Source organism: Allobosea lupini, from assembly GCF_900109525.1.
Lineage (GTDB): Bacteria > Pseudomonadota > Alphaproteobacteria > Rhizobiales > Beijerinckiaceae > Allobosea > Allobosea lupini.
The window spans coordinates 316,716-334,278 of the sequence record NZ_FOAN01000003.1; the positions used below are offsets into that span (position 1 = coordinate 316,716).

Genomic DNA, 17,563 nt, shown 5'->3' on the forward strand with positions numbered 1-17,563 from the left:
GCTGGCGCTTGGATCAGCGTGGTGGACGGCTGTGCCGGTCCGTGGAGAAGACGCTCGGGGCCGCAGCTTGCACCTGGACGTTCTTCTCAACGGTCAGTCGATCGGGCTGATCGGCGCATTCCGGCAGAACCAGCACGGCGAGATCCTGGCGGCCCGCAAGGAGCTCGAGGAGCTCGGGATCAGGGTTCCGGCGAGCTTCAAGGTCGAGGACGAGGTTGCGCTCGGCGCGATCCCGGGCGTGAGCTTCAATTACGACGAACCCGCGCAACGCATCGACATCAAGCTGCCGCCCGATGGCCGCCTGCCCAAGACCTACGACATGCAGCCCCGCACCATACCCGGACCGGCACCGGAACGCAGCAGCATCGGCGCAGTGCTCAATTACACCCTGTTCGGAACGTCGGAGGACAAGCAATTCCGCAGCTTCTGGCGCTATCCCACGCTGTCGGCGACGCTCGATGCCCGGCTCTTCAGCCCTGTCGGGGTCTTCTCGCAGACCGGCATTCTCAGCGACCAGTCGCTGGCCGGCGGCGGGACGGAAGCGCTTCGCCTCGAGACAAGCTGGACGTATTCGGACCCCGACAACCTGGTGAGCTACCGCGCTGGCGATCTGATCTCGAGCGGTCTCGCCTGGACCCGGCCGGTTCGCCTCGGCGGCTTGCAGGTGCAACGCAATTTCGGGCTGCGTCCGGATCTGATCACGCTTCCGCTTCCCGGCGTCACCGGCTCGGCGGCGGTTCCCTCGACGGTCGACATCTTCGTGAACGGAACGAAGACGATCTCGCAGGACGTTGGCAGCGGGCCGTTCCGCCTCACCAACATTCCGATTCTCACGGGCAACGGCAATGCCAGCGTCGTGGTTCGGGACGCCTCGGGCCGCCAGAGCGAGTCGAGCCTGCCCTTCGTGGTGTCCAGCAATCTGCTGCGGCCCGGCCTCTTCGACTTCTCTGCGGAAATCGGCCTGCCGCGCCTGCAATACGGGCTGCGCTCCAGCATCTACGACGAGGGCATCGCGGGCTCGGCGAGCGGGCGCTACGGCATCACCGACACGATGACGGTCGTGGCTCATGCCGAAGGGGCACGCGGCCTTGGCATGGGGAGCCTCGGTGGGGTCTTTGGGCTCGGTCGATATGGCGTGCTGACAGCGGCCGGCGCGGGCAGCTGGCGGGACGGGCAACTCGGCGGCCAATCCTATGTCTCTTTCGAGACCCAGCTCTGGGGTGTCTCCCTGATGGCCGCATCCCAAAGAACCTTCGGAGCCTACAGGGACCTCGCCTCCGTCAGCGGGGCTCAGTTCGCCAACGGCTATGGCAACGACGTCACCTCGGCAGCCTCGACGGCAGAGACCGCGACGAACTGGGAGCGGCGGCTCCTGCCACCGCGCGCCCTCGACAGGGCGTCGGTCAGCCTGCCGATACCGGCACTGGGAGGGGCCATCAGCCTCGGCGTTGCCCATGTGAAGCCGGCGCTCGGCCGTGCCAACCGGATCGTCAACGTGAGCTATACGCGCCCGCTTTGTGCCGGAGGATCCTTCTACGCGACCGCCTATACGGATTTGGCGGATCGCGGCTCCGCAGGCGTGTTTGCCGGGCTGTCATTTCCGTTCGGCACCAACATCACCTCCTCCGCCGGCGCCAATCGCGTCGGATCGGGCTGGTCCCTGGCAGCCGACGCCTACAAGCCCGTCGATCAGGAGATCGGCAGCGTGGGCTGGCGCATACGCAACGTCGAGGGGCAGGACGGACAGAAGCGCCGCTCGGCTTCGATCGCCTATCGCGGAAGCGCCGGGCTGCTCGAGGCTGGCGTCGCACAAGGCGCGTCGGGGCTCTCGGGCACGGTGCAACTGGACGGCGCGATCGCGATGGCCGGAGGTAGCATCTTCGCCGCCAACCGGATCGAAGACGCCTTCGCCGTGGCAAAGGTCGGCGCGCCCGATGTGGATGTGCTCTTCGAGAACAGGGTGGTCGCGCGCACCAACGCATCCGGTAACGCGCTCGTTCCCGGCTTGCGATCCTACCAGCCGAACACGATCTCGATCGATCCGCGCGGCCTCCCGATCGACGCCCTCTCGGAAACCACGGTCGAGGTGCGGGCGCCCTCCGATCGTGCCGCTGTGGTCGTCGACTTCGGTGTCAGGTCGACCGGCAACTCGGCCATCGTCATCCTTCAGGATGCGGCTGGCCGGCCAATCCGGGTCGGGGCGACCGGTGCCCTTCAGCCGGGGCTCAAGGGCACCAGCGCGGCAGGCCCGGAATTCGTCGTCGGCTATGACGGCCGTGCGTTCATCGAGAATCTCGCGGCCGACAACGAGGTCCTCGTCAAGCTGGAGACGGGGAGCTGCAAGGCCCGCTTCTCCTTTGTCCCGCGTGCCGATACGCAAGTCTCGATCGGACCGGTGCAATGCCTATAGGCTCCCGCATTCTGGCGCTCTGCCTGTGGGGCGTGCTGATCGCGGCTGGCAGCCTGCTGGCGAGCCCGCCGGCCGCCGCGCAATCCTGCTCGCTGAGCATCACGCCCCTGGTTTTCGGTGATGTCGATGTCACCGCCAATGCCCAGGTGAATGGAACGGCCACTGCGACGGTCTCGTGCACGGGGTCGGCGCTCCTGCCCGTCGGAATCTGCATCGAGCTCGGGCCCGGGAGCGGCGGTGGTACCAGCGCAGCGAACCGGACCCTGACGAACGGCGCCAACCAGTTGCACTACGGCCTGTTCTCCGATGCGGCAGCCAGCGTCCCCTGGGGATCGGGAGCCTGGCCTGCAGGCGGGGCTTCGGCAGTCGGCTTCAACCTGACCTTGTCCGTGTCCGGCACCGGCAGCCGGAGCGTCACCATCTATGGCCGTGTCTACAGCGGCCAGGCGACCGCGGCACCCGTCACGTACACCAGCAGCTTCGCCGGCGCCGACGCCCGGATCCGCTACGGGCTCCTGTCCTTCCTGCTCGGCTGCGACCTCCTCACCGTGATCCAGTCGACGAGCTTTACGGTCAGCGCGAACGTGCCGGCGACCTGCCGGGTGACGACAAGCGATCTCAATTTCGGCTCGGTCGGCGTGCTGGCTGCGCCGCAGGATGCGTTCACGACCCTGGCGCCGACCTGCACGAATGGCACCGCCTATCAGATCGGCCTGGACGGCGGCTTGTCGGGGGCGACGAATCCGACCGCGAGGCGCATGACGAAGGGAGCGGAGACGATCACCTACGGGCTCTATCGGGATGTCGCGCGGAGCCAGCCCTTCGGCAGCACGCTCGGCCTCGATACCTTGACGGGCATTGGCTCAGGTCTGGCGCAGACGAGCCATGTCTACGGACGGGTCCCGGCTCAGGCTACGCCGTCGCCGGGACCATACGCCGACACGATTCAGGCGACGGTCACGTACTGAAACTTGCGGCGGCTTTGCGCTGACCCGTCTCGGACGCTCATTAGCCCGCCGAGTAACCGTCATGGGTCTGAATGCGCCTGTCACGAGCAGACATCGAATGGGCGCCGGGGGAGGGGACATTCGCCCAGCTCAGCGGTCAGGCCAAGATGCATTGCGTCCACCTGGCGGAGGCCAAGCTTCGCTGCGCGCGAGCGTTGCGTCGACCTCGTGCCGCGTGCTGTCAGGACGTATTCGACATGGCGCACGCGCTCGTTCAAATCGCGACGCTCGACATAACCGGCGGCCTCGAGCGCCTTCAATCTTGCGGACAAGAGGCGGGCGGAGATCCCGCACCGCGCTCCTTGCCGCCATCGCCAAGCTCGCATTGGCGCGACGGCGCGACGGCGCCTTCGCGTGGGGTGTCAGCGAGGACGTTGCCGATCCAGAGCGCATCGTCGAATGGTTCATGGTCGAATCCTGGGCCGAGCATCTGCGCCAGCACAAGCGCGTCTCGCAGGCCGACGCCGATAGCGCAGCTCACCGGCGCTGGCCCAAGGCGACCAGGCTGACGTCGATCGTGCCGGCTCGGAAACCGGCCTCGCAGTAACAGAGATAGAACTCCCAAAGCCTACGGAATGGCTCGTCGAAGCCTTGCGGAGCGATCTGCGGCCAATGGTCAAGGAAGCGCTGCCGCCATTCCTTCAGGGTCAATGCGTAGCTTTCCCCGAATGCGAGGCGCTCGATCTCGGCGAGCCCCGCAGCCTTCGCTGCGCCGACCAGCGCGGGAACCGACGGCAGAGACCCGCCGGGGAAGATGAAGCGCTGGATGAAGTCCGTGCCTTGCTGATACGGCTCGAACAGCGCCTCGTCGATGGTGATCGACTGCAGCACCGCATGACCATCGGCCGTCAGCGAGCGACTCAAGGCGGCAAAATAGGTCGGCCAATAGTCGCGCCCCACGGCCTCGATCATCTCGATCGAGACGATGCGATCGAACTGGCCGACAATGTCGCGATAGTCCTGCAAGCGCAGGTCGACCTTGTCCGCCAGCCCGGCTTCGGCGATCCGCCTTTGCGCGTAGGCGAGCTGCGCCGGGGACAGCGTGATGGCGGTGACATGGCAGCCCTCGCGGGCCAGTCGCTCGGCCAGAGCGCCCCAGCCGCAGCCGATCTCCAGGACCCGCTCGCCACCCGAGAGCGCGAGCATCTCGACGATCCTGTCGAGCTTACGCTGTTGCGCAGCCTCCAGCGTGTCCGTCGGCGCCTCGTAGAGCGCGGACGAGTAGGTCATGCTCTCATCCAGCCAATGACGGTAGAAGTCGTTGCCGAGGTCGTAGTGCGCGGTGATGTTGCGGCTGCTACCGGTCCGGCTGTTGGCGTTGCGCCAGTGGCGGAGGCGGTTGAGCAGGCGCGCCGGCCAGGTACCGGAGACAAGGTGGCGCAGCGTCGCGTCGTTGCGCGCTCCGAGTTCGATCAGTGCCGTCAGGTCGGGTGTTGTGAAATCGCCGTCGCGATACGCCTCCGCCAGACCGATATCGCCGTCGAGCATCAGGCGACGCATTGCGCGCCAGCTCTTCAGGACGATCGCCGCCTGCGGGCCGGGACCGGCGGACCCACTCCAAAGCTGTTCGCCTTCAGGCGTGACGATGCTCAGCCGGCCGATGACGATCTGCGAGAGAAGCCGGCGCAGGAACCAGCGGTAAAGGCCGATGCCGCCCGGCAGCGAGAGCGACGATTCGGGCATCTCTGCCTGGCGTTCGGTGTCGGGAAGCCTCATGGCTGGGTCGATCCCTTCGGATGAGGAGTCGCCGCCCGGCCGGTGCTGAACCGATGCTCGGGCGGCGCAGGATGCGTCCACCAGCGCACGCGCTTCGCCAGGAGACGCAGCGCGTGCCAATGGATGGCGGCGGTGACCTTCAAGGTAAGCAAAGGGTGGCTCGCCAGCAGGCGCAGAAGGGCGCCGTCGTCGAGCGTGCGGCGTTCGCCGCTGAGGGAGGCGGCGATCAGCCTACCCTCGGCATCATGCCCGTCGATCACGATCGAGACGCGCTCGCCCGGCGGCTCGACCCGAAAGGCGTAGCGCATCGCAAGGCTCATGAAGGGCGAGACATGGAAGCGCTTTTCCGCCTCCTGCCGCACGGGACGCGCCTGCGCACCGACGGGCGCTACGTAGCTATGGATCTCGCCAAAGGTGTTGTGGACTTCGTAGACGGTCGCTCGCAGTGCGCCGTCGCGGCCGTAGCAGAAATAGGTGCTGATCGGATTGAAGGCGTAGCCGAGGATGCGCGGCATGGTCAGCAGCCTCACCGCGCCCTCGTCCCAGTCGATACCGGCGGTCGCCAGCGCTTCCGCGACCTGCTCCTTCAACGGCCTGCCGCTGCGGTCGCCATAGTCGGCATCCCGGAAGGCGTAGAGATTGAAGCGGTTGCGGGAGAACAGGTGCGACTGCTTTGCCAGGGCGTCGATCTCGTCGAGATCGAGCAGCATCCAGAACACGCGATAGGCCAGTGCATGCGGCCTCGGCCGGAAACGGCTGTGGCGAACGCGTCCGACATAGAGGGCCGAATGCCGGTTCATGCCGCTTGCTCGCGTCGGACCGGGAGCGGGATGCGGCCGGATTCGTCGGCGACGGTCCACGGGCGCCGCACATTGCCGAGCGCCTCGGCGACGGCGAGCCCCGATTGCAACCCGTCCTCATGGAACCCCGAGCCGAAATAGGCGCCGCAGAACCAGCTCCGCCTTGCCCCCTGCAGCGCCCAGAGATGCTGCTGAGCCGCGAGCGCGGTCTGGTCGAAGAGCGGATGCTCGTAGAACTCCTCGCGCAGGATCGTCTCGGCCCGCAGCGTATCCGGCGGATTCAGCGTGACGAAGAAGGGGCGCCGCCCAGGCAGGTTCTGCAGGAGGTTCATCCAGTAGGTGACCGCGCAGGCGGCATCCGGCCGGGCGCGCTCGCCGATGTGGTTCCAGCTCGCCCAGGCGCGGCGACGGCGAGGCATGAGCGCCTCGTCGCCATGCAATACGGCACGGTTCCGGCTGTAGCGAAAGGCGCCGAGCGCGCTCGCTTCGAGCGGATCGGGATCGGCGAGCATGGCCAGCGTCTGGTCGGCATGACCAGCGAAGACGACCTGGTCGAAGCGCTCGCTCCAGCCGTCGCCCGCAACCACGACCTCGTTCGGCGAGCGCCTGACCTGGCGTACTGGCGCGCCCAGCCGCACGCTGCCGCCGAATTGCTCGCGCAACCGCGCGACATAACGGGCGCTGCCGCCGGTGACGGTGCGCCAGAGCGGGCGGTCGGTCAGCTGCAACAGCCCGTGATTGTGATGGAAGCTCAGGAAGGCCTGGACTGGGTAGGACAGGATCTCCGAGCACGGAGCCGACCAGATCGCCGCTGCCATCGGCAGGAGGTGGTCATCCCGGAAGGCACTGCCATAGCCGCCGGCAGCCAGATACTCGCCGAGCGTCGCCGCGCCGGCGCTTCCTGCCCGGGCGTCGCGTGTGGCATCCCGATAAAAGCGGACGAGGCCCTGGAGCATGGCCCAGAAGCGCGGGCTCGCGAGGTTGCGCCGCTGCGCAAAAAGGCCGGTCAGCCCGGCGCCGCTGTATTCGAGGCGGCCGCCATCGAGCGAGACGGCGAACGACATCTCGGTCGGCTGCGTCGCAACGCCGAGGTGATCGAGCAGCGCGACGAAGTTCGGATAGGTTTTCTCATTGTAGACGATGAAGCCGGTATCGACGGGAGTTTCGCTGCCGTCGTCCCCGGGCACCAGGACAGTGTTTGCATGACCGCCAAGCCGCGGCGCGGCTTCGATCAGCACGACGTCATGGGCCTGTCCCAGCAGCCATGCCGCCGACAGGCCGGAGATGCCGGCGCCGATGACGGCGATCCTTTGCGGGCGTCCCTGAACCTGTAGCATGGCCATTCCTTGCTCTTCGGAAAGGCTATACGCGGGGGGCCGCGCTTTGGATTTGTCGCCCGGTCCCGGAAATCTCTGCCGGGATGTGGGCCGATCGCTATTGCTGGACGTAAACAGACCGAGGCAACCGGAGGTCTGGCCATGCCCGCCAAGGGGTTGAGGCGTCTGTTCGCGGCATTGAATGCCCATGTCGCCCATCCAGGGCCACAGGAGGCGATCGCCAACACGGTCGCCCTGGTGATCGTCTCCAACCAGCCCTTCTACCCGCTCTATCTCTATTGGGCCGTATCGCCCGTGCTCTTCCCGTCCTTCCTGACCTTCCTGTCGACGCCGCTGTTCGCGCTGGTTCCGAGCGTGATGCGCCGCAATGCGAGGCTTGGGCGCTGCCTCCTGCTTTGCGCCGGGATCGGCAATACGCTGCTTTGCCGCTTTGCCTTCGGCAGCGCGTCAGGCGTCGAAGTCTTCCTGTTCCCGTGCCTGATGCTCGCGGCTCTGCTTTTTCGCCGCGACGAGCGTCTCTATGCCGCCGGCTTTCTGGCATTGAGCTTCGGGGCCTATCTGCTCCCCGTCGATGCCATCGCGGCACCCCTGCATCTCTACCAGCCGCAGGAATACGTCGCTTTGCAGCGCCTGAACTTCCTGAGCGCCGCGTCGCTGACCGCGCTGATAGGGTGGCTTTTCGCCCAGCGGCATGCCGGCGTCTCGCCGAACAGTGAAACCGGATCGGATCGCCGAGCGTAGAAGGGACACATCTCGCGGAAAGGACATCGCATGAGACGTCTTCTGCTCGCCCTGATCATCGCCTCTCCATCCGCCGCGAGCGCGGCTTCGACCGCGCTCGATGGCACCTGGCTGCGCGATGACGGCAACGCTCGGGTCCGTCTTGCTCCTTGTGGTGACAAGGTCTGTGCCACCAACCTCTGGATCGGCGATACCAGCAAAGGTGAAGCCGTTGGGGACAAGCTCGTGATGACATTGTCGCGAGAGGCGGACGGCTCCTTTTCAGGCACCGCCTACGATGCCAAGCGGGACTGGACCTATTCGATGACGATCAAGACCGCTCCGGGCGAACTCACCACGCGCGGATGTATCCTCGGGCGCCTCGTCTGCCGAGACGTCGGCTGGAAGTCGGCCGACTAGCGCGTGCCGTTAGCGCAGTGATCCGTCGCCGCGGCGCCACCGTATCTTCGCTATGGTTGCCGCATTCGCCCTGACTGTCGAAGACATGCGCGAGGCGTCAGCCGCAGCGCCGGGAGGTCGGTTCTTCGCCTTGTTCGACGCCAATGCCTTGATTGCCGCGGTTGCGCGCTCGGGTGACCGGGCCGCGTTCGCCGAGCTCTTCGACCATTTCGCGCCACGCGTGAAAGGATTGCTGATGCGCGGCGGGACCTCTGCGGAGCTGGCGGAGGAGATCGCGCAGGAGACGCTGCTCACGGTCTGGCGCAAAGCCGCGCTGTTCGATCCGGCGAAGGCAAATGCCTCGACCTGGATCGCAACGATCGCGCGCAACCGCCGCATCGACATCGCCCGCCGGGAGACTCGCTCGCGGCTTTCGCAAGTTTATGAGATTCTGGATGAAGACGGACCCGAACAGCCTGACGAGACCATCTCGGGAGCCGAGCGCGACGCGCGGATCAGGGCAGCGATGACCGGATTGTCCGCCGACCAGTACCGGGTCGTCGAGCTCGCCTTCCTGGAGGAGTTCAGCCACCAGGACGTGGCGCAGCGTCTGGCGATCCCGCTCGGTACTGTGAAGTCGCGGCTGCGACTCGCGCTGTCGCATCTGCGGGGCAAGCTGGAGGATCTGCGATGAGCATGGCCCATCGCCCATCCGACGAGACCCTTGCCGCTTTCGCTGGCGGCCATCTCGACGAGGGGCTTGCCTTGGTGGTCGCCGCCCATCTCGAGCTGGACGGCGAAAGCCGGCGCCGCATGCGGGAGTTCATGGCGATTCAGGGGGAACTGCTCGATCGCATCGAGCCGATCCCCATGGCTGCGGGATATCCGGCGGAGGAGCTCGAGCCGCATTCGGCGATCGCTACCCCGACCGCATCTCCTGCCATCGCGGCAGACGTGCCGGCCGTCCTGCGCCCCTATGCTCTTGGACCGTGGCGCCCGATCGGGCTTCGGATTGCAATGCGAAGGGTCGAGGTGCCGGGCGCGGACAGTCGGGTTTTCATGTTGAGAGCCGGTCCTGGAATCGCGCTGCCACCCCACAAGCATACTGGCTTCGAGTGGACGACGATCCTTGCCGGCGCTTACGAACACCAATACGGCCGGTATGTCGTCGGCGACTTTGATGAAGCCGATACCGAGCATGATCATACGCCGGCCGTCGATCCGGTCGAAGGGTGCACCTGCCTTGTCGCCATGACTGGCAAGGTGCTCCTGCAGGGCTGGCTTGGCCGGTTGTTGCAGCCACTGGTGCGGTTTTGACGTTCGCCTCTTTTCTAGCGGCCTTGCTTTTCGTCGCCGTCGCGATGTCGACAACCATGCAGTTGGCGACGCGGATCGAGCGCCGCACCGGTAATTCCGGCTGGATCGACGTCGTCTGGACGTTCGGTCTTGGCGCAACCGGCGTGATCGGCGCGCTCCTGCCTTTTGGTGATGGTCCGCTGGGCCGCCGCCTTTTCGTCGCTGTGCTTGTGGCGGCATGGGCGCTGCGCCTCGGCTTGCACATCGCCGGCCGCACCAAGGGGATCTCCGATGACCCGCGCTATGCCAGGATGAAGCGCGACTGGGGGCCGGAGGCTCCCGTCAGAATGGCTCGCCTGCTGCAATTCCAGGCGCTCGCAAGCACCCCGCTCGCCATCGGCATCATCCTCGCGGCTCATAACCCGGCCGCGCTTGGCCAGGCACAGGATGCGCTGGGCCTCGCGATCTTCCTCGTCGGCATCGTCGGAGGCGCGATCGCCGACCGGCAGCTTCGTGCCTTCGCACGTTCGGGACAAGGAGGGGTCTGCGACACGGGTCTCTGGGCCTTGTCGCGCCATCCCAACTACTTTTTCGAAGCCGTGCTCTGGTGTGCCTATGCGGTGATAGCCTCCGCCATGGACTACCCGATCGGCTGGCTGGCCTGGCTCGCGCCCGCTTCGATCACCCTGCTGCTCGTCCGCGTCTCCGGCATTCCGCCGCTGGAGGAGCATATGCTCGCCAAGCACGGAGCGGCGTATCGCGACTATCAGAGCCGGACCAGCGCCTTCATCCCGCTGCCGCCCAAAGGAGCCATGCCATGACGATCATGCAGAGGTTGTCGAGCTGGGGCGAGGCCTTGCCCGTGCCCGATGCGGTCAGCCGGATGGTCATCGCCTCGCTGGTGGGGCGAACGGAGCGCACGCTCACGACCCAGCCAGGCAACGCGGCCAGCTTCGCGCAGGAGATGATGGATCGCCCGATCGCGGTGCATACGGATGCCGCCAATGCCCAGCATTACGAAGTGCCGGCGGCGTTTTTCGACCAGGTCCTGGGGCCGAGGCGGAAATACTCGTGCTGCTTTTACGCTGGCCCTGCCGACAGTCTCGCAACGGCCGAGGAGGCGGCTCTGGCGCTGACCGCCGACCATGCCGGCCTCGCGGACGGACAGGAGATCCTCGAGCTCGGCTGCGGCTGGGGCTCGCTCTCGCTGTGGATGACGCAAGCCTACCCGCAGGCACGGATCGTCTCGGTCTCGAACTCGGCATCGCAACGCGCTTTCATCGAAGAGCGTGCGCGCGAACGCGGCTTCGGCAATCTGCGCGTCATCACCGCGGACATGAACGACTTCGCCATCGAGGAGCGCTTCGACCGCGTCGTCTCGGTCGAGATGTTCGAGCACATGGCGAACTGGCGTGCGCTGCTCGGGCGGGTGCATGGCTGGCTGAAGCCGGACGGGCGTCTGTTCATTCACGTCTTCGCCCACGCGCACGGCTGCTATCGTTTCGATGTCGGGGAGAGTGCAGATTGGATCGCCCAGCACTTCTTCACCGGCGGGATTATGCCGAGCGCTGCGCTGGCGCACCAGTTTCCCGACCTCTTCGCCGTCGAGCAGGAATGGCGCTGGAGCGGCGAGCATTATCGGCGCACGGCCGAGGACTGGCTGGCGAATTTCGACCGCAACCTGCCGGCGATCGAACCCATCCTGCGCCAGACCTATGGCGACGACGCGCCTTTATGGCGCCGACGCTGGCGCCTGTTCTTCCTGGCGACGAGCGGGCTGTTCGGGCACTCGGGCGGCGCAGCCTGGGGCGTCAACCACTACCGGCTGAGGCCCGTCTGACGCCGTGCGCGGTGCCGGTGGCGATCAGAGCCAGCCCCAGCCGATCGCCCGCCGCACGACCTCGTACGCCACCCAGCTGCAGAAGCCGACGGCGACGGTGCCATAGACGATGTCGGCGAGCGTGATCGTCAGCGTCCACGGCCGCAGCGTGGCGTAATTGGTCAGATCATAGGTCGCATAGGCAAGCAGTCCGATCAGGGCCCCGTTGACGAGAGCGGCGCCGGCGTTGCCGTCGCGCAAGGCCGGCATCACCGCGAAATGCAACACGCCCAGCGGAAAGCCGAAATAGAACAGAGCAGCCGGCACATAGCGAACCTGCTCGACGATCAGGTCGCCCAGCGCCGGACGATAGAGCCTGGCGGTCATGGTGCCGAGCCAGATTGCATCGCAGATGCCGAAGGCGACGAGAAAGGCGACGTAGCCGGCGACGAAGCGCATGACGACCTCCAGGTTTGGTACCTGCAGATACGCAGCGCGCGCCCATTCGGATTACCTTGCCGCGCGGCTTGCTCAGCCCAGCGATCCAGCACGCCTTGTCCGACGTACATTCGCCGAGCTCGGCAATGCAAAGGCGCCCATGACGATATCCAGTTCCAGGCGGGCCGTTATGGCGGCGCTGTCCAGCATGGCGCTCGCCGGCTGCGCCGTGCTGCGGCCGGGCGCGCTGAACGAAGGCGCCCGCGATATCGCCTACGGCCGCCATCCGCGCCAGACGATGGACATCTATGTCCCGCCCGGCGGCGGCACGGGAAGGCCGGTCGTCTTCTTCATCTACGGCGGCTCATGGGCCAACGGAGCCAAGGAGAGCTATGCCTTCGTCGGTGACGCGCTGGCTGCGCGCGGCTTCGTCACCGTGATCGCCGACTACCGGCTCGTGCCGGAGGTGCGCTTCCCCGTCTTCATCGAGGACGGCGCCGTTGCGCTGCGCTTCGTCCATGACAACGTCGCGCGTTACGGCGGTGATCCGCGCCGTATTCATGTCATGGGGCACTCGGCGGGTGCCTACAATGCAATGATGCTGACGCTGGACGGGAGCTATCTCGCGCGGGTTGGACTGCCGTCGAATGCCATTCGTTCGGCCGTAGGCCTGTCCGGCCCCTATGACTTCCTGCCGCTGGATATCGACGTGACCAAAGCCGCCTTCGGCAATGCCCGGAATCTGGAGCGTACGCAGCCGATCCATTTCGCCCGCAAGGACGCGCCGCCGATCCTGCTGGCGACAGGCACCGACGACACCACGGTTCTGCCCCGTAACAGCGAGCGGCTCGCCGCTGCACTGCGCCGCGCCGGTGCGCGCTCCGTCACGCTCAAGGCCTATGCCGGCCTCGGCCACGCCGGAACGGCGGCGTCGCTCGCGCGCGCCATGAGCTGGCGAGCGCCCGTTCTTGATGATGTCGTCAAGTTTTGGGGGGAAGCCAGACCAGCTATTCGCGAGTGATATGTCGTTGAGTTTCAATCTGGGGCAGGAGCAACCCGGAGCGCCTTTGGAGATGTCCACTTCTGGGCAGCGGAGCAATATCTGCTGGTGGCGCATGGCTTCGGCTCTTCCCTTGCGAGAAACCAGCGCGAAATCGACAGTCGGACTCCATTAAGGACGGCAACTCCACTTAAGGGGCGGATCTGGGCGACGACCTCGCCAATTCGACATTCCTGGCGTGAGGCTGCGCCAACGGGTCCTCGCCGAGCCGGCGCAACCAGGAGAAAACCGGCGGAGCCACGTCGGCGATCGATTCGACGACGACATCGATGAAGCCCGGGCCGTCGAATGCCAGCGCTCCGTCCAGGGCCGCGGTCAGCTCGGCGGCGTCCGTCACCCGCCAGGCTTTGAGACCGAACGCTTCGGCGATGCGCGCTGCGTCCAGCGAGAGAAAATCGACCGAGTAGGTCGCGTTGTGGCCGTGAAGTCGCTGCAGCGCCTTGATCCAGCCGAAGCAGCCATTGTTGAAATGGATAAGGATAGCCGGCACGCCGAGCCGTACCAGGGTTTCGAGCTCGCCGCAGTTCATCCCGAACGAGCCGTCGCCGAACAGCGCCAGCGGTCGCGCTTGCGGGCGTGCCAGCCAGGCACCGACCACCGCCGGCAGTGCGTAGCCGAGCCCACCGTAGGCGCGGGGAATGATGAAATCTGTATCGGGATCGTCGAGCCGCAGCAGGCGCGTCATGTGAGGTGTTGGCGTGCCCGGGTCGGAGAGGATGCTGAAGGCGCCGTCCAGCCGCTTGTTCAGCGCCTGGACCACGCGCTGTGGCTTCAGCGGCAAGCTGTCGTCGCGCAGCTCGTCCTGCGCGTCCCGCCAGAACTGCGCCCTCCAGCCATTCAATCTTTCGAGCCATTGCGGGTCGACTGCGAGCGTGTCGGGCAGGGCCGTAGCCAGGCCTTCTGCGACCGCGCGGACATCGCCGTTTATGCTGAGCGCATTGGCCGAGTTGTTGCCGATGATCTCGGGATCGATATCGATCTGGACGATGCGCCGCTCGTGATCCGGCGGCGGGAATGTCCAGCCGACGGACACGACCGAGCCGAGACGGCACCCCCAGTAGATGAGGAGATCGGCTTCTGCGACGGCACGGTTGGCATGCGGATGAAAGCCGTTGTCGCCGGTCACGCCGATGGCGAGCCGATGACCATCGGGCAACGAACTCTGGCCCGTGATGGTGTTGACGATCGGCATGCCCAGGCGCTCGGCCAGCGCGAGCAGCGCCGCACCGGCCTGCGACCGCTTCGCACCGCCGCCGAAGACGAAGAGCGGCCGCCGCGCCTGGCGGATCAGAGCGATCAGGCGGTCGAGCTCGGCCGCCTCCGCCGATGGCCGGTAGGCCGGGAAACTGCGGTGATGGCTCTCGACATGCAGCGAGACGGTGGCCGGTTCGACCTCTTCGTGAAGCACGTCCTCGGGAACGGCGAGATGAACGACGCCCGGTTTGCCGCCCGTCGCGACGCGGAAGGCGCGGCGCACCGTATCCGGCAGCCTTTTGGCGGATTTGACCAGCCATGACGCCTTCGCCACCGACTCGAACAGGCGAGCGCAATCGAGCTCGGTGATGACGCCGCGCCCTTCGCTGGCGACCGGCGTGTCGCTGGTGATGACGATGAGCGGGACCGAGGAGCCGTTGGCCTCGGCGACGCAGGGCAGGACATAGGTCGCCCCGGCACCGCTCGGGACCTCGACGATCCCCGGCCGGTTGGTCAGGCGCGCATAGGCATCCGCCATGTAGCCGGCCGACCGTTCGTCACGGGCCATGACATGGCGCAACTGTCCTTGCGCCTCGCGCAGAGCATCATAGAGCGGGACGTTGGTATCGCCGGGGACGCCGAAGATGACGTCGACCCCATAGGCGGTCAGCATGTGAACGAGAAGGTCGGCGCCGCGCATGTCAGAGATTCCCAGTGGAACCCCAAGTTATGCCAGGGCACCGTCGGCAGCATCGGCGTAGCGTCGGAAGCATTGCGAGGTGATCGGCAGAATGCCGGAATTCAATCCCCGCGCGTGAACTTCTTTGCCAGTACGATCAGCGTCATGCAGCGCTCCACCGCTTCCAGGCTTGTAATCTCGTCGATGACGGCATCGAGGTCCTCGCTGAGCGGAGCTTCGACGACGAGCATCAGATCGAACTCGCCGCTGACCGAGGCGCAGCTGCGGACTTCCGGCAGGCTCTCAAGCCGGCGGACCACCTCAGACTGCCGACGCTGCCTGATCGAGAGCAGAAGCATCGCTTCGAGCCGCTGCGCAATTGCCGGGCTGGCGAAGACGGCGCGGTAGCCTGTGATCGTGCCGTTGCGCTCCAGTTTCTCGATCCGCTCGTGCACGGTCGTGCGCGGCAGGCCGAGCTTTTTTGCGATCGCCACGGTGGGCTGGCGGGCATTGGCGGCCAGCACCGCCATGATCCTGCGGTCGTTGTCGTCTTCCCGGTTGGCGCGCGTCATGGCAGCGGGCGTCCCGCGACGAACCAGTCGGCCGGCCGGCTCTCGGCGAAGCAGATGTCGATATCTGCCGGCGGCACCCCAAAGCGCGCCAAGGCCGCGATGCAGGCTAGCGCGAGGCTCTGCTTCAGCTCCGGGGAGCGTCCCGCGAGCATGGCGATCTCGACCAGGCAATAGCACGCACCCCGGTCTGCCGGGGCGATCATCCGTCCGGCGGCATAAGGTTGCCAGAGCAAGGTGAGCGCCGCCGGCCTGAGCGAGCATGCCGCCATTGCGGCGTCACGCAGCCCTTCGAGTGCGGCATCCGGTGTGGCGCACCAGTCCTGCGCGGTGTGAACGGCGATCACGGGCATGATCTAGCTCGCATCCGCCGAAACGACCATAGCCGCCGTCGGCCCCGGCTGCTCCGACAGGATTGCCGCGCTGATCTTCTCGGCGATCATGATCGTCGGGATGTTGGTGTTGGCGCTCGGCACGGACGGCATCACCGAGGCGTCGGCGATGCGCAGGCCGGGGACGCCGATGACACGGCCATCAGCCGTCACCACGGCATCGGGGTCGCCGTGCGCGCCCATGCGACAGGAGCCGGAGGCGTGCCAGACGCCATGGACCGCGCTGCGGACGAAATGCTCCAGGATCTCCTCGTCGGCGAGCATTCTCTCCAGCGGGGCGCCTTCGGTGACGACATGGCGCAGGAGCTTGCGCCTGAGCCAGGCTGGGCCGTCCAGGCCAAATGCCAGGATCGAGGTCAGGATCCGATTCTTGGTCGAGACGATCCCGAGGTCGCGGACGCGCTCGCTGTAGCTCGTCGGGAACGGATCATCCGTCACGGCGCGAAGTGCCGGCTGGTCGAAGATGCCGGCGGCCAGACGCAGCCCCGACATCAGGCGGTCGAGATCCCGCCGGTCGGACAACAGAGCGAACTCGACTCGAGGCTCCACGGCCGCCGAGGCGGAGGTCAGGACGACCTTGCCCCGCGAGAACGGCCGGTTCACCCAGGTGACCAGCGAGCCGAGCTGCAAGCCCACGGGATGCCACCCGGTCTTGCTCAGGGCGACCATGTACATGTCGCCCTGCGGAGCCCCGGCCTGGCCGGAAGAGTAGCGCAAGCCGAGATGGGTGTGGCGGCGAAGCGCCGGCTGGAGCCGCGCCTCGCGGCGGATATAGGCCGAGACCGAGAGCGCCGGATGCTCCTGCAGATTGCGCCCGACGCCACGTCGGTCGGCGAGGACGGGAATGCCAAATGCTCTCAGCTCCGCCGCCGGACCAATGCCGTTGCGCAGCAGCATGGCAGGTGAATGGAGGGCGCCGGCGCAGATGATCGTCTCCGCCCCGGAGATGGCGAGCGGCCCGTCCGGTGCTCGCGCCGTGACGCCGGTGACGCGTCCGTCCGAGATCGTCAGCGCCTCGACCCGGCAATCGGCGATGATCGTCAGGTTGCTGCGGCGCCTGGTGGAATTGTCGAGATAGGCGATCGCCGTCGAGACGCGACGATCATAGGCGTTCGAGATGGCGATCGGAAAGCAGCCGTCGCCGAACTCCGCGTTCTGGTCCTGCATCGGCAGGAAGCCGGCCTCGACCATGGCCGCGGCCGCAGCGCGCGAGAAGCCCGGCCAGACCTCGGGCTGGATTCGCCGGATCGGGATCGGCCCGGTGTCGCCGTGGAGCGGGCCGGCGAAGTCCATGTCGCGCTCGAGCTTGCGAAAGAACGGCAGGACGCCTTGCCAGTCCCAGCCTTCGGCGCCATTCGCAGCCCAGTCATCGTAGTCGCTCGGCAGGCCGCGATTGGCCTGCATGTCGTTGAGGCTGGAGCCGCCGCCCATGAGCCGCGCCTGCTCGTAGCGCTTTGCCTTCGGCTGGCCCGCCGGATCGTTATGCGGGACCGGCTCGAGGAAGACCTTGAGGTCCGCCCAGATGTTCGCCGGATTGAAGTAGGCGACACGCGGATAGCTGTCGAGGATCGCCGGCTCCTCGCGGTCGGGCGGCTGGTCGCGCCCGGCCTCGATCAGGACGACCCGGTGCCGGCCAGAAGCGGAAAGGCGGTTCGCCAGGACGCAGCCGGCGGAACCGCCGCCGACGATGATGAAATCGGCTTCCAGTGTCTGCATCGCCGCCACCG

Annotated in this window: 18 protein-coding genes and 1 pseudogene; 10 read left to right on the top strand and 9 right to left on the bottom strand. The window is 66.7% G+C overall.

Features of this window, described 5'->3' with window-relative positions; translation table 11 throughout:
* The first annotated feature begins 67 nt into the window (after window positions 1-67).
* On the top strand, window positions 68-2,410 hold the full coding sequence (locus tag BMZ21_RS10840) for a fimbria/pilus outer membrane usher protein (RefSeq protein WP_167561601.1): 2,343 nt from the start codon (window positions 68-70) through the stop codon (window positions 2,408-2,410).
* Complete coding sequence (locus tag BMZ21_RS10845; protein WP_091833266.1) at window positions 2,401-3,378, top strand: Csu type fimbrial protein; 978 nt, start codon at window positions 2,401-2,403, stop codon at window positions 3,376-3,378. The genes BMZ21_RS10840 and BMZ21_RS10845 overlap by 10 nt, the downstream gene beginning before the upstream one ends.
* An 80-nt stretch (window positions 3,379-3,458) precedes the next feature.
* Here BMZ21_RS10845 and BMZ21_RS31120 read toward each other — a convergent pair whose 3' ends face one another.
* The gene (locus BMZ21_RS31120; RefSeq protein WP_091834316.1) at window positions 3,459-3,743 is read right to left on the bottom strand and encodes a winged helix-turn-helix transcriptional regulator; all 285 of its coding nucleotides are present in this window, start codon (window positions 3,741-3,743) and stop codon (window positions 3,459-3,461) included.
* Here BMZ21_RS31120 and BMZ21_RS10855 point away from each other — a divergent pair.
* A pseudogene (locus BMZ21_RS10855) lies at window positions 3,743-3,886 on the top strand (MFS transporter); the annotation flags it as partial. The gene BMZ21_RS31120 and the pseudogene BMZ21_RS10855 sit on opposite strands and share 1 nt — an antisense overlap.
* 8 nt (window positions 3,887-3,894) lie before the next feature.
* On the opposite strand, the gene BMZ21_RS10860 reads toward BMZ21_RS10855, so the two are convergent.
* Genes BMZ21_RS10860 through BMZ21_RS10870 form a run of 3 tightly spaced genes read right to left on the bottom strand, consistent with a single transcriptional unit; the run spans window position 3,895 to window position 7,270 of the window.
* Window positions 3,895-5,133, bottom strand: coding sequence for an SAM-dependent methyltransferase (locus BMZ21_RS10860; RefSeq protein ID WP_244543799.1), 1,239 nt, complete (start codon window positions 5,131-5,133; stop codon window positions 3,895-3,897).
* Window positions 5,130-5,933: a DUF1365 domain-containing protein gene (locus tag BMZ21_RS10865; protein ID WP_091833269.1), complete on the bottom strand. Its 804-nt coding sequence runs from the start codon at window positions 5,931-5,933 to the stop codon at window positions 5,130-5,132. Before BMZ21_RS10865 ends, BMZ21_RS10860 begins: the two co-directional genes overlap by 4 nt.
* Window positions 5,930-7,270, bottom strand: coding sequence for an NAD(P)/FAD-dependent oxidoreductase (locus BMZ21_RS10870; protein ID WP_208862261.1), 1,341 nt, complete (start codon window positions 7,268-7,270; stop codon window positions 5,930-5,932). The genes BMZ21_RS10865 and BMZ21_RS10870 overlap by 4 nt, the downstream gene beginning before the upstream one ends.
* Before the next feature lie 141 nt (window positions 7,271-7,411).
* On the opposite strand from BMZ21_RS10870, the gene BMZ21_RS10875 reads away from it, so the two are divergent.
* The 6 genes from BMZ21_RS10875 to BMZ21_RS10900 all read left to right on the top strand — a co-directional run bounded on the left by BMZ21_RS10875 (window position 7,412) and on the right by BMZ21_RS10900 (window position 11,525).
* Complete coding sequence (locus BMZ21_RS10875) at window positions 7,412-8,011, top strand: hypothetical protein (protein ID WP_091833275.1); 600 nt, start codon at window positions 7,412-7,414, stop codon at window positions 8,009-8,011.
* A 30-nt stretch (window positions 8,012-8,041) separates the two neighbouring features.
* Window positions 8,042-8,410 carry a DUF2147 domain-containing protein gene (locus BMZ21_RS10880; RefSeq protein ID WP_091833279.1) on the top strand — a complete coding sequence of 123 codons (369 nt, stop codon included), beginning with the start codon at window positions 8,042-8,044 and terminating at the stop codon, window positions 8,408-8,410.
* 130 nt (window positions 8,411-8,540) lie between these two features.
* Window positions 8,541-9,083: a sigma-70 family RNA polymerase sigma factor gene (locus tag BMZ21_RS10885; RefSeq protein ID WP_244543800.1), complete on the top strand. Its 543-nt coding sequence runs from the start codon at window positions 8,541-8,543 to the stop codon at window positions 9,081-9,083.
* Window positions 9,080-9,706, top strand: a complete 627-nt coding sequence (locus BMZ21_RS10890) for a ChrR family anti-sigma-E factor (RefSeq protein WP_091833285.1) — start codon at window positions 9,080-9,082, stop codon at window positions 9,704-9,706. The genes BMZ21_RS10885 and BMZ21_RS10890 overlap by 4 nt, the downstream gene beginning before the upstream one ends.
* 56 nt (window positions 9,707-9,762) lie before the next feature.
* Window positions 9,763-10,506 (top strand): DUF1295 domain-containing protein, encoded by a 744-nt coding sequence (locus BMZ21_RS10895; protein WP_244543801.1) that lies wholly within the window; start codon window positions 9,763-9,765, stop codon window positions 10,504-10,506.
* Entirely contained in the window at window positions 10,503-11,525 is a 1,023-nt protein-coding gene (locus BMZ21_RS10900; protein ID WP_091833292.1) for an SAM-dependent methyltransferase, read from the top strand. The genes BMZ21_RS10895 and BMZ21_RS10900 overlap by 4 nt, the downstream gene beginning before the upstream one ends.
* 24 nt (window positions 11,526-11,549) lie before the next feature.
* Here BMZ21_RS10900 and BMZ21_RS10905 read toward each other — a convergent pair whose 3' ends face one another.
* Window positions 11,550-11,963 carry a DUF2177 family protein gene (locus BMZ21_RS10905; protein ID WP_091833295.1) on the bottom strand — a complete coding sequence of 138 codons (414 nt, stop codon included), beginning with the start codon at window positions 11,961-11,963 and terminating at the stop codon, window positions 11,550-11,552.
* Between the two features lie 169 nt (window positions 11,964-12,132).
* Here BMZ21_RS10905 and BMZ21_RS10910 point away from each other — a divergent pair, with 169 nt between their 5' ends.
* The gene (locus BMZ21_RS10910) at window positions 12,133-12,963 is read left to right on the top strand and encodes an alpha/beta hydrolase (protein ID WP_091833298.1); all 831 of its coding nucleotides are present in this window, start codon (window positions 12,133-12,135) and stop codon (window positions 12,961-12,963) included.
* A 169-nt stretch (window positions 12,964-13,132) separates the two neighbouring features.
* On the opposite strand, the gene BMZ21_RS10915 is transcribed toward BMZ21_RS10910, so the two are convergent.
* The 4 genes from BMZ21_RS10915 to BMZ21_RS10930 all read right to left on the bottom strand — a co-directional run bounded on the left by BMZ21_RS10915 (window position 13,133) and on the right by BMZ21_RS10930 (window position 17,552).
* Complete coding sequence (locus tag BMZ21_RS10915) at window positions 13,133-14,896, bottom strand: thiamine pyrophosphate-binding protein (RefSeq protein ID WP_091833302.1); 1,764 nt, start codon at window positions 14,894-14,896, stop codon at window positions 13,133-13,135.
* Window positions 14,897-14,997: 101 nt separating this feature from the next.
* Entirely contained in the window at window positions 14,998-15,447 is a 450-nt protein-coding gene (locus BMZ21_RS10920) for an Lrp/AsnC family transcriptional regulator (RefSeq protein ID WP_091833305.1), read from the bottom strand.
* Window positions 15,444-15,797, bottom strand: coding sequence for a tautomerase family protein (locus tag BMZ21_RS10925; protein ID WP_091833308.1), 354 nt, complete (start codon window positions 15,795-15,797; stop codon window positions 15,444-15,446). The genes BMZ21_RS10920 and BMZ21_RS10925 overlap by 4 nt, the downstream gene beginning before the upstream one ends.
* A gap of 3 nt (window positions 15,798-15,800) precedes the next feature.
* Window positions 15,801-17,552, bottom strand: a complete 1,752-nt coding sequence (locus tag BMZ21_RS10930; protein ID WP_091834322.1) for a GMC family oxidoreductase — start codon at window positions 17,550-17,552, stop codon at window positions 15,801-15,803.
* Window positions 17,553-17,563: the final 11 nt, after the last annotated feature.

Excerpts from the sequence above, each read along its gene's own strand:
- BMZ21_RS10890 (WP_091833285.1), top strand. The coding sequence starts at position 9,080 with ATGAGCATGGCCCATCGCCCATCCGACGAGACCCTTGCCGCTTTCGCT.
- BMZ21_RS10930 (WP_091834322.1), bottom strand. The coding sequence starts at position 17,552 with ATGCAGACACTGGAAGCCGATTTCATCATCGTCGGCGGCGGTTCCGCC.
- BMZ21_RS10880 (WP_091833279.1), top strand. The coding sequence starts at position 8,042 with ATGAGACGTCTTCTGCTCGCCCTGATCATCGCCTCTCCATCCGCCGCG.
- BMZ21_RS10920 (WP_091833305.1), bottom strand. The coding sequence starts at position 15,447 with ATGACGCGCGCCAACCGGGAAGACGACAACGACCGCAGGATCATGGCG.
- BMZ21_RS10870 (WP_208862261.1), bottom strand. The coding sequence starts at position 7,270 with ATGCTACAGGTTCAGGGACGCCCGCAAAGGATCGCCGTCATCGGCGCC.
- BMZ21_RS10875 (WP_091833275.1), top strand. The coding sequence starts at position 7,412 with ATGCCCGCCAAGGGGTTGAGGCGTCTGTTCGCGGCATTGAATGCCCAT.
- BMZ21_RS10900 (WP_091833292.1), top strand. The coding sequence starts at position 10,503 with ATGACGATCATGCAGAGGTTGTCGAGCTGGGGCGAGGCCTTGCCCGTG.
- BMZ21_RS10905 (WP_091833295.1), bottom strand. The coding sequence starts at position 11,963 with ATGCGCTTCGTCGCCGGCTACGTCGCCTTTCTCGTCGCCTTCGGCATC.
- BMZ21_RS10925 (WP_091833308.1), bottom strand. The coding sequence starts at position 15,797 with ATGCCCGTGATCGCCGTTCACACCGCGCAGGACTGGTGCGCCACACCG.
- BMZ21_RS10865 (WP_091833269.1), bottom strand. The coding sequence starts at position 5,933 with ATGAACCGGCATTCGGCCCTCTATGTCGGACGCGTTCGCCACAGCCGT.
- BMZ21_RS31120 (WP_091834316.1), bottom strand. The coding sequence starts at position 3,743 with ATGCGAGCTTGGCGATGGCGGCAAGGAGCGCGGTGCGGGATCTCCGCC.
- BMZ21_RS10915 (WP_091833302.1), bottom strand. The coding sequence starts at position 14,896 with ATGCGCGGCGCCGACCTTCTCGTTCACATGCTGACCGCCTATGGGGTC.
- BMZ21_RS10860 (WP_244543799.1), bottom strand. The coding sequence starts at position 5,133 with ATGAGGCTTCCCGACACCGAACGCCAGGCAGAGATGCCCGAATCGTCG.
- BMZ21_RS10895 (WP_244543801.1), top strand. The coding sequence starts at position 9,763 with ATGCAGTTGGCGACGCGGATCGAGCGCCGCACCGGTAATTCCGGCTGG.
- BMZ21_RS10845 (WP_091833266.1), top strand. The coding sequence starts at position 2,401 with ATGCCTATAGGCTCCCGCATTCTGGCGCTCTGCCTGTGGGGCGTGCTG.
- BMZ21_RS10910 (WP_091833298.1), top strand. The coding sequence starts at position 12,133 with ATGGCGGCGCTGTCCAGCATGGCGCTCGCCGGCTGCGCCGTGCTGCGG.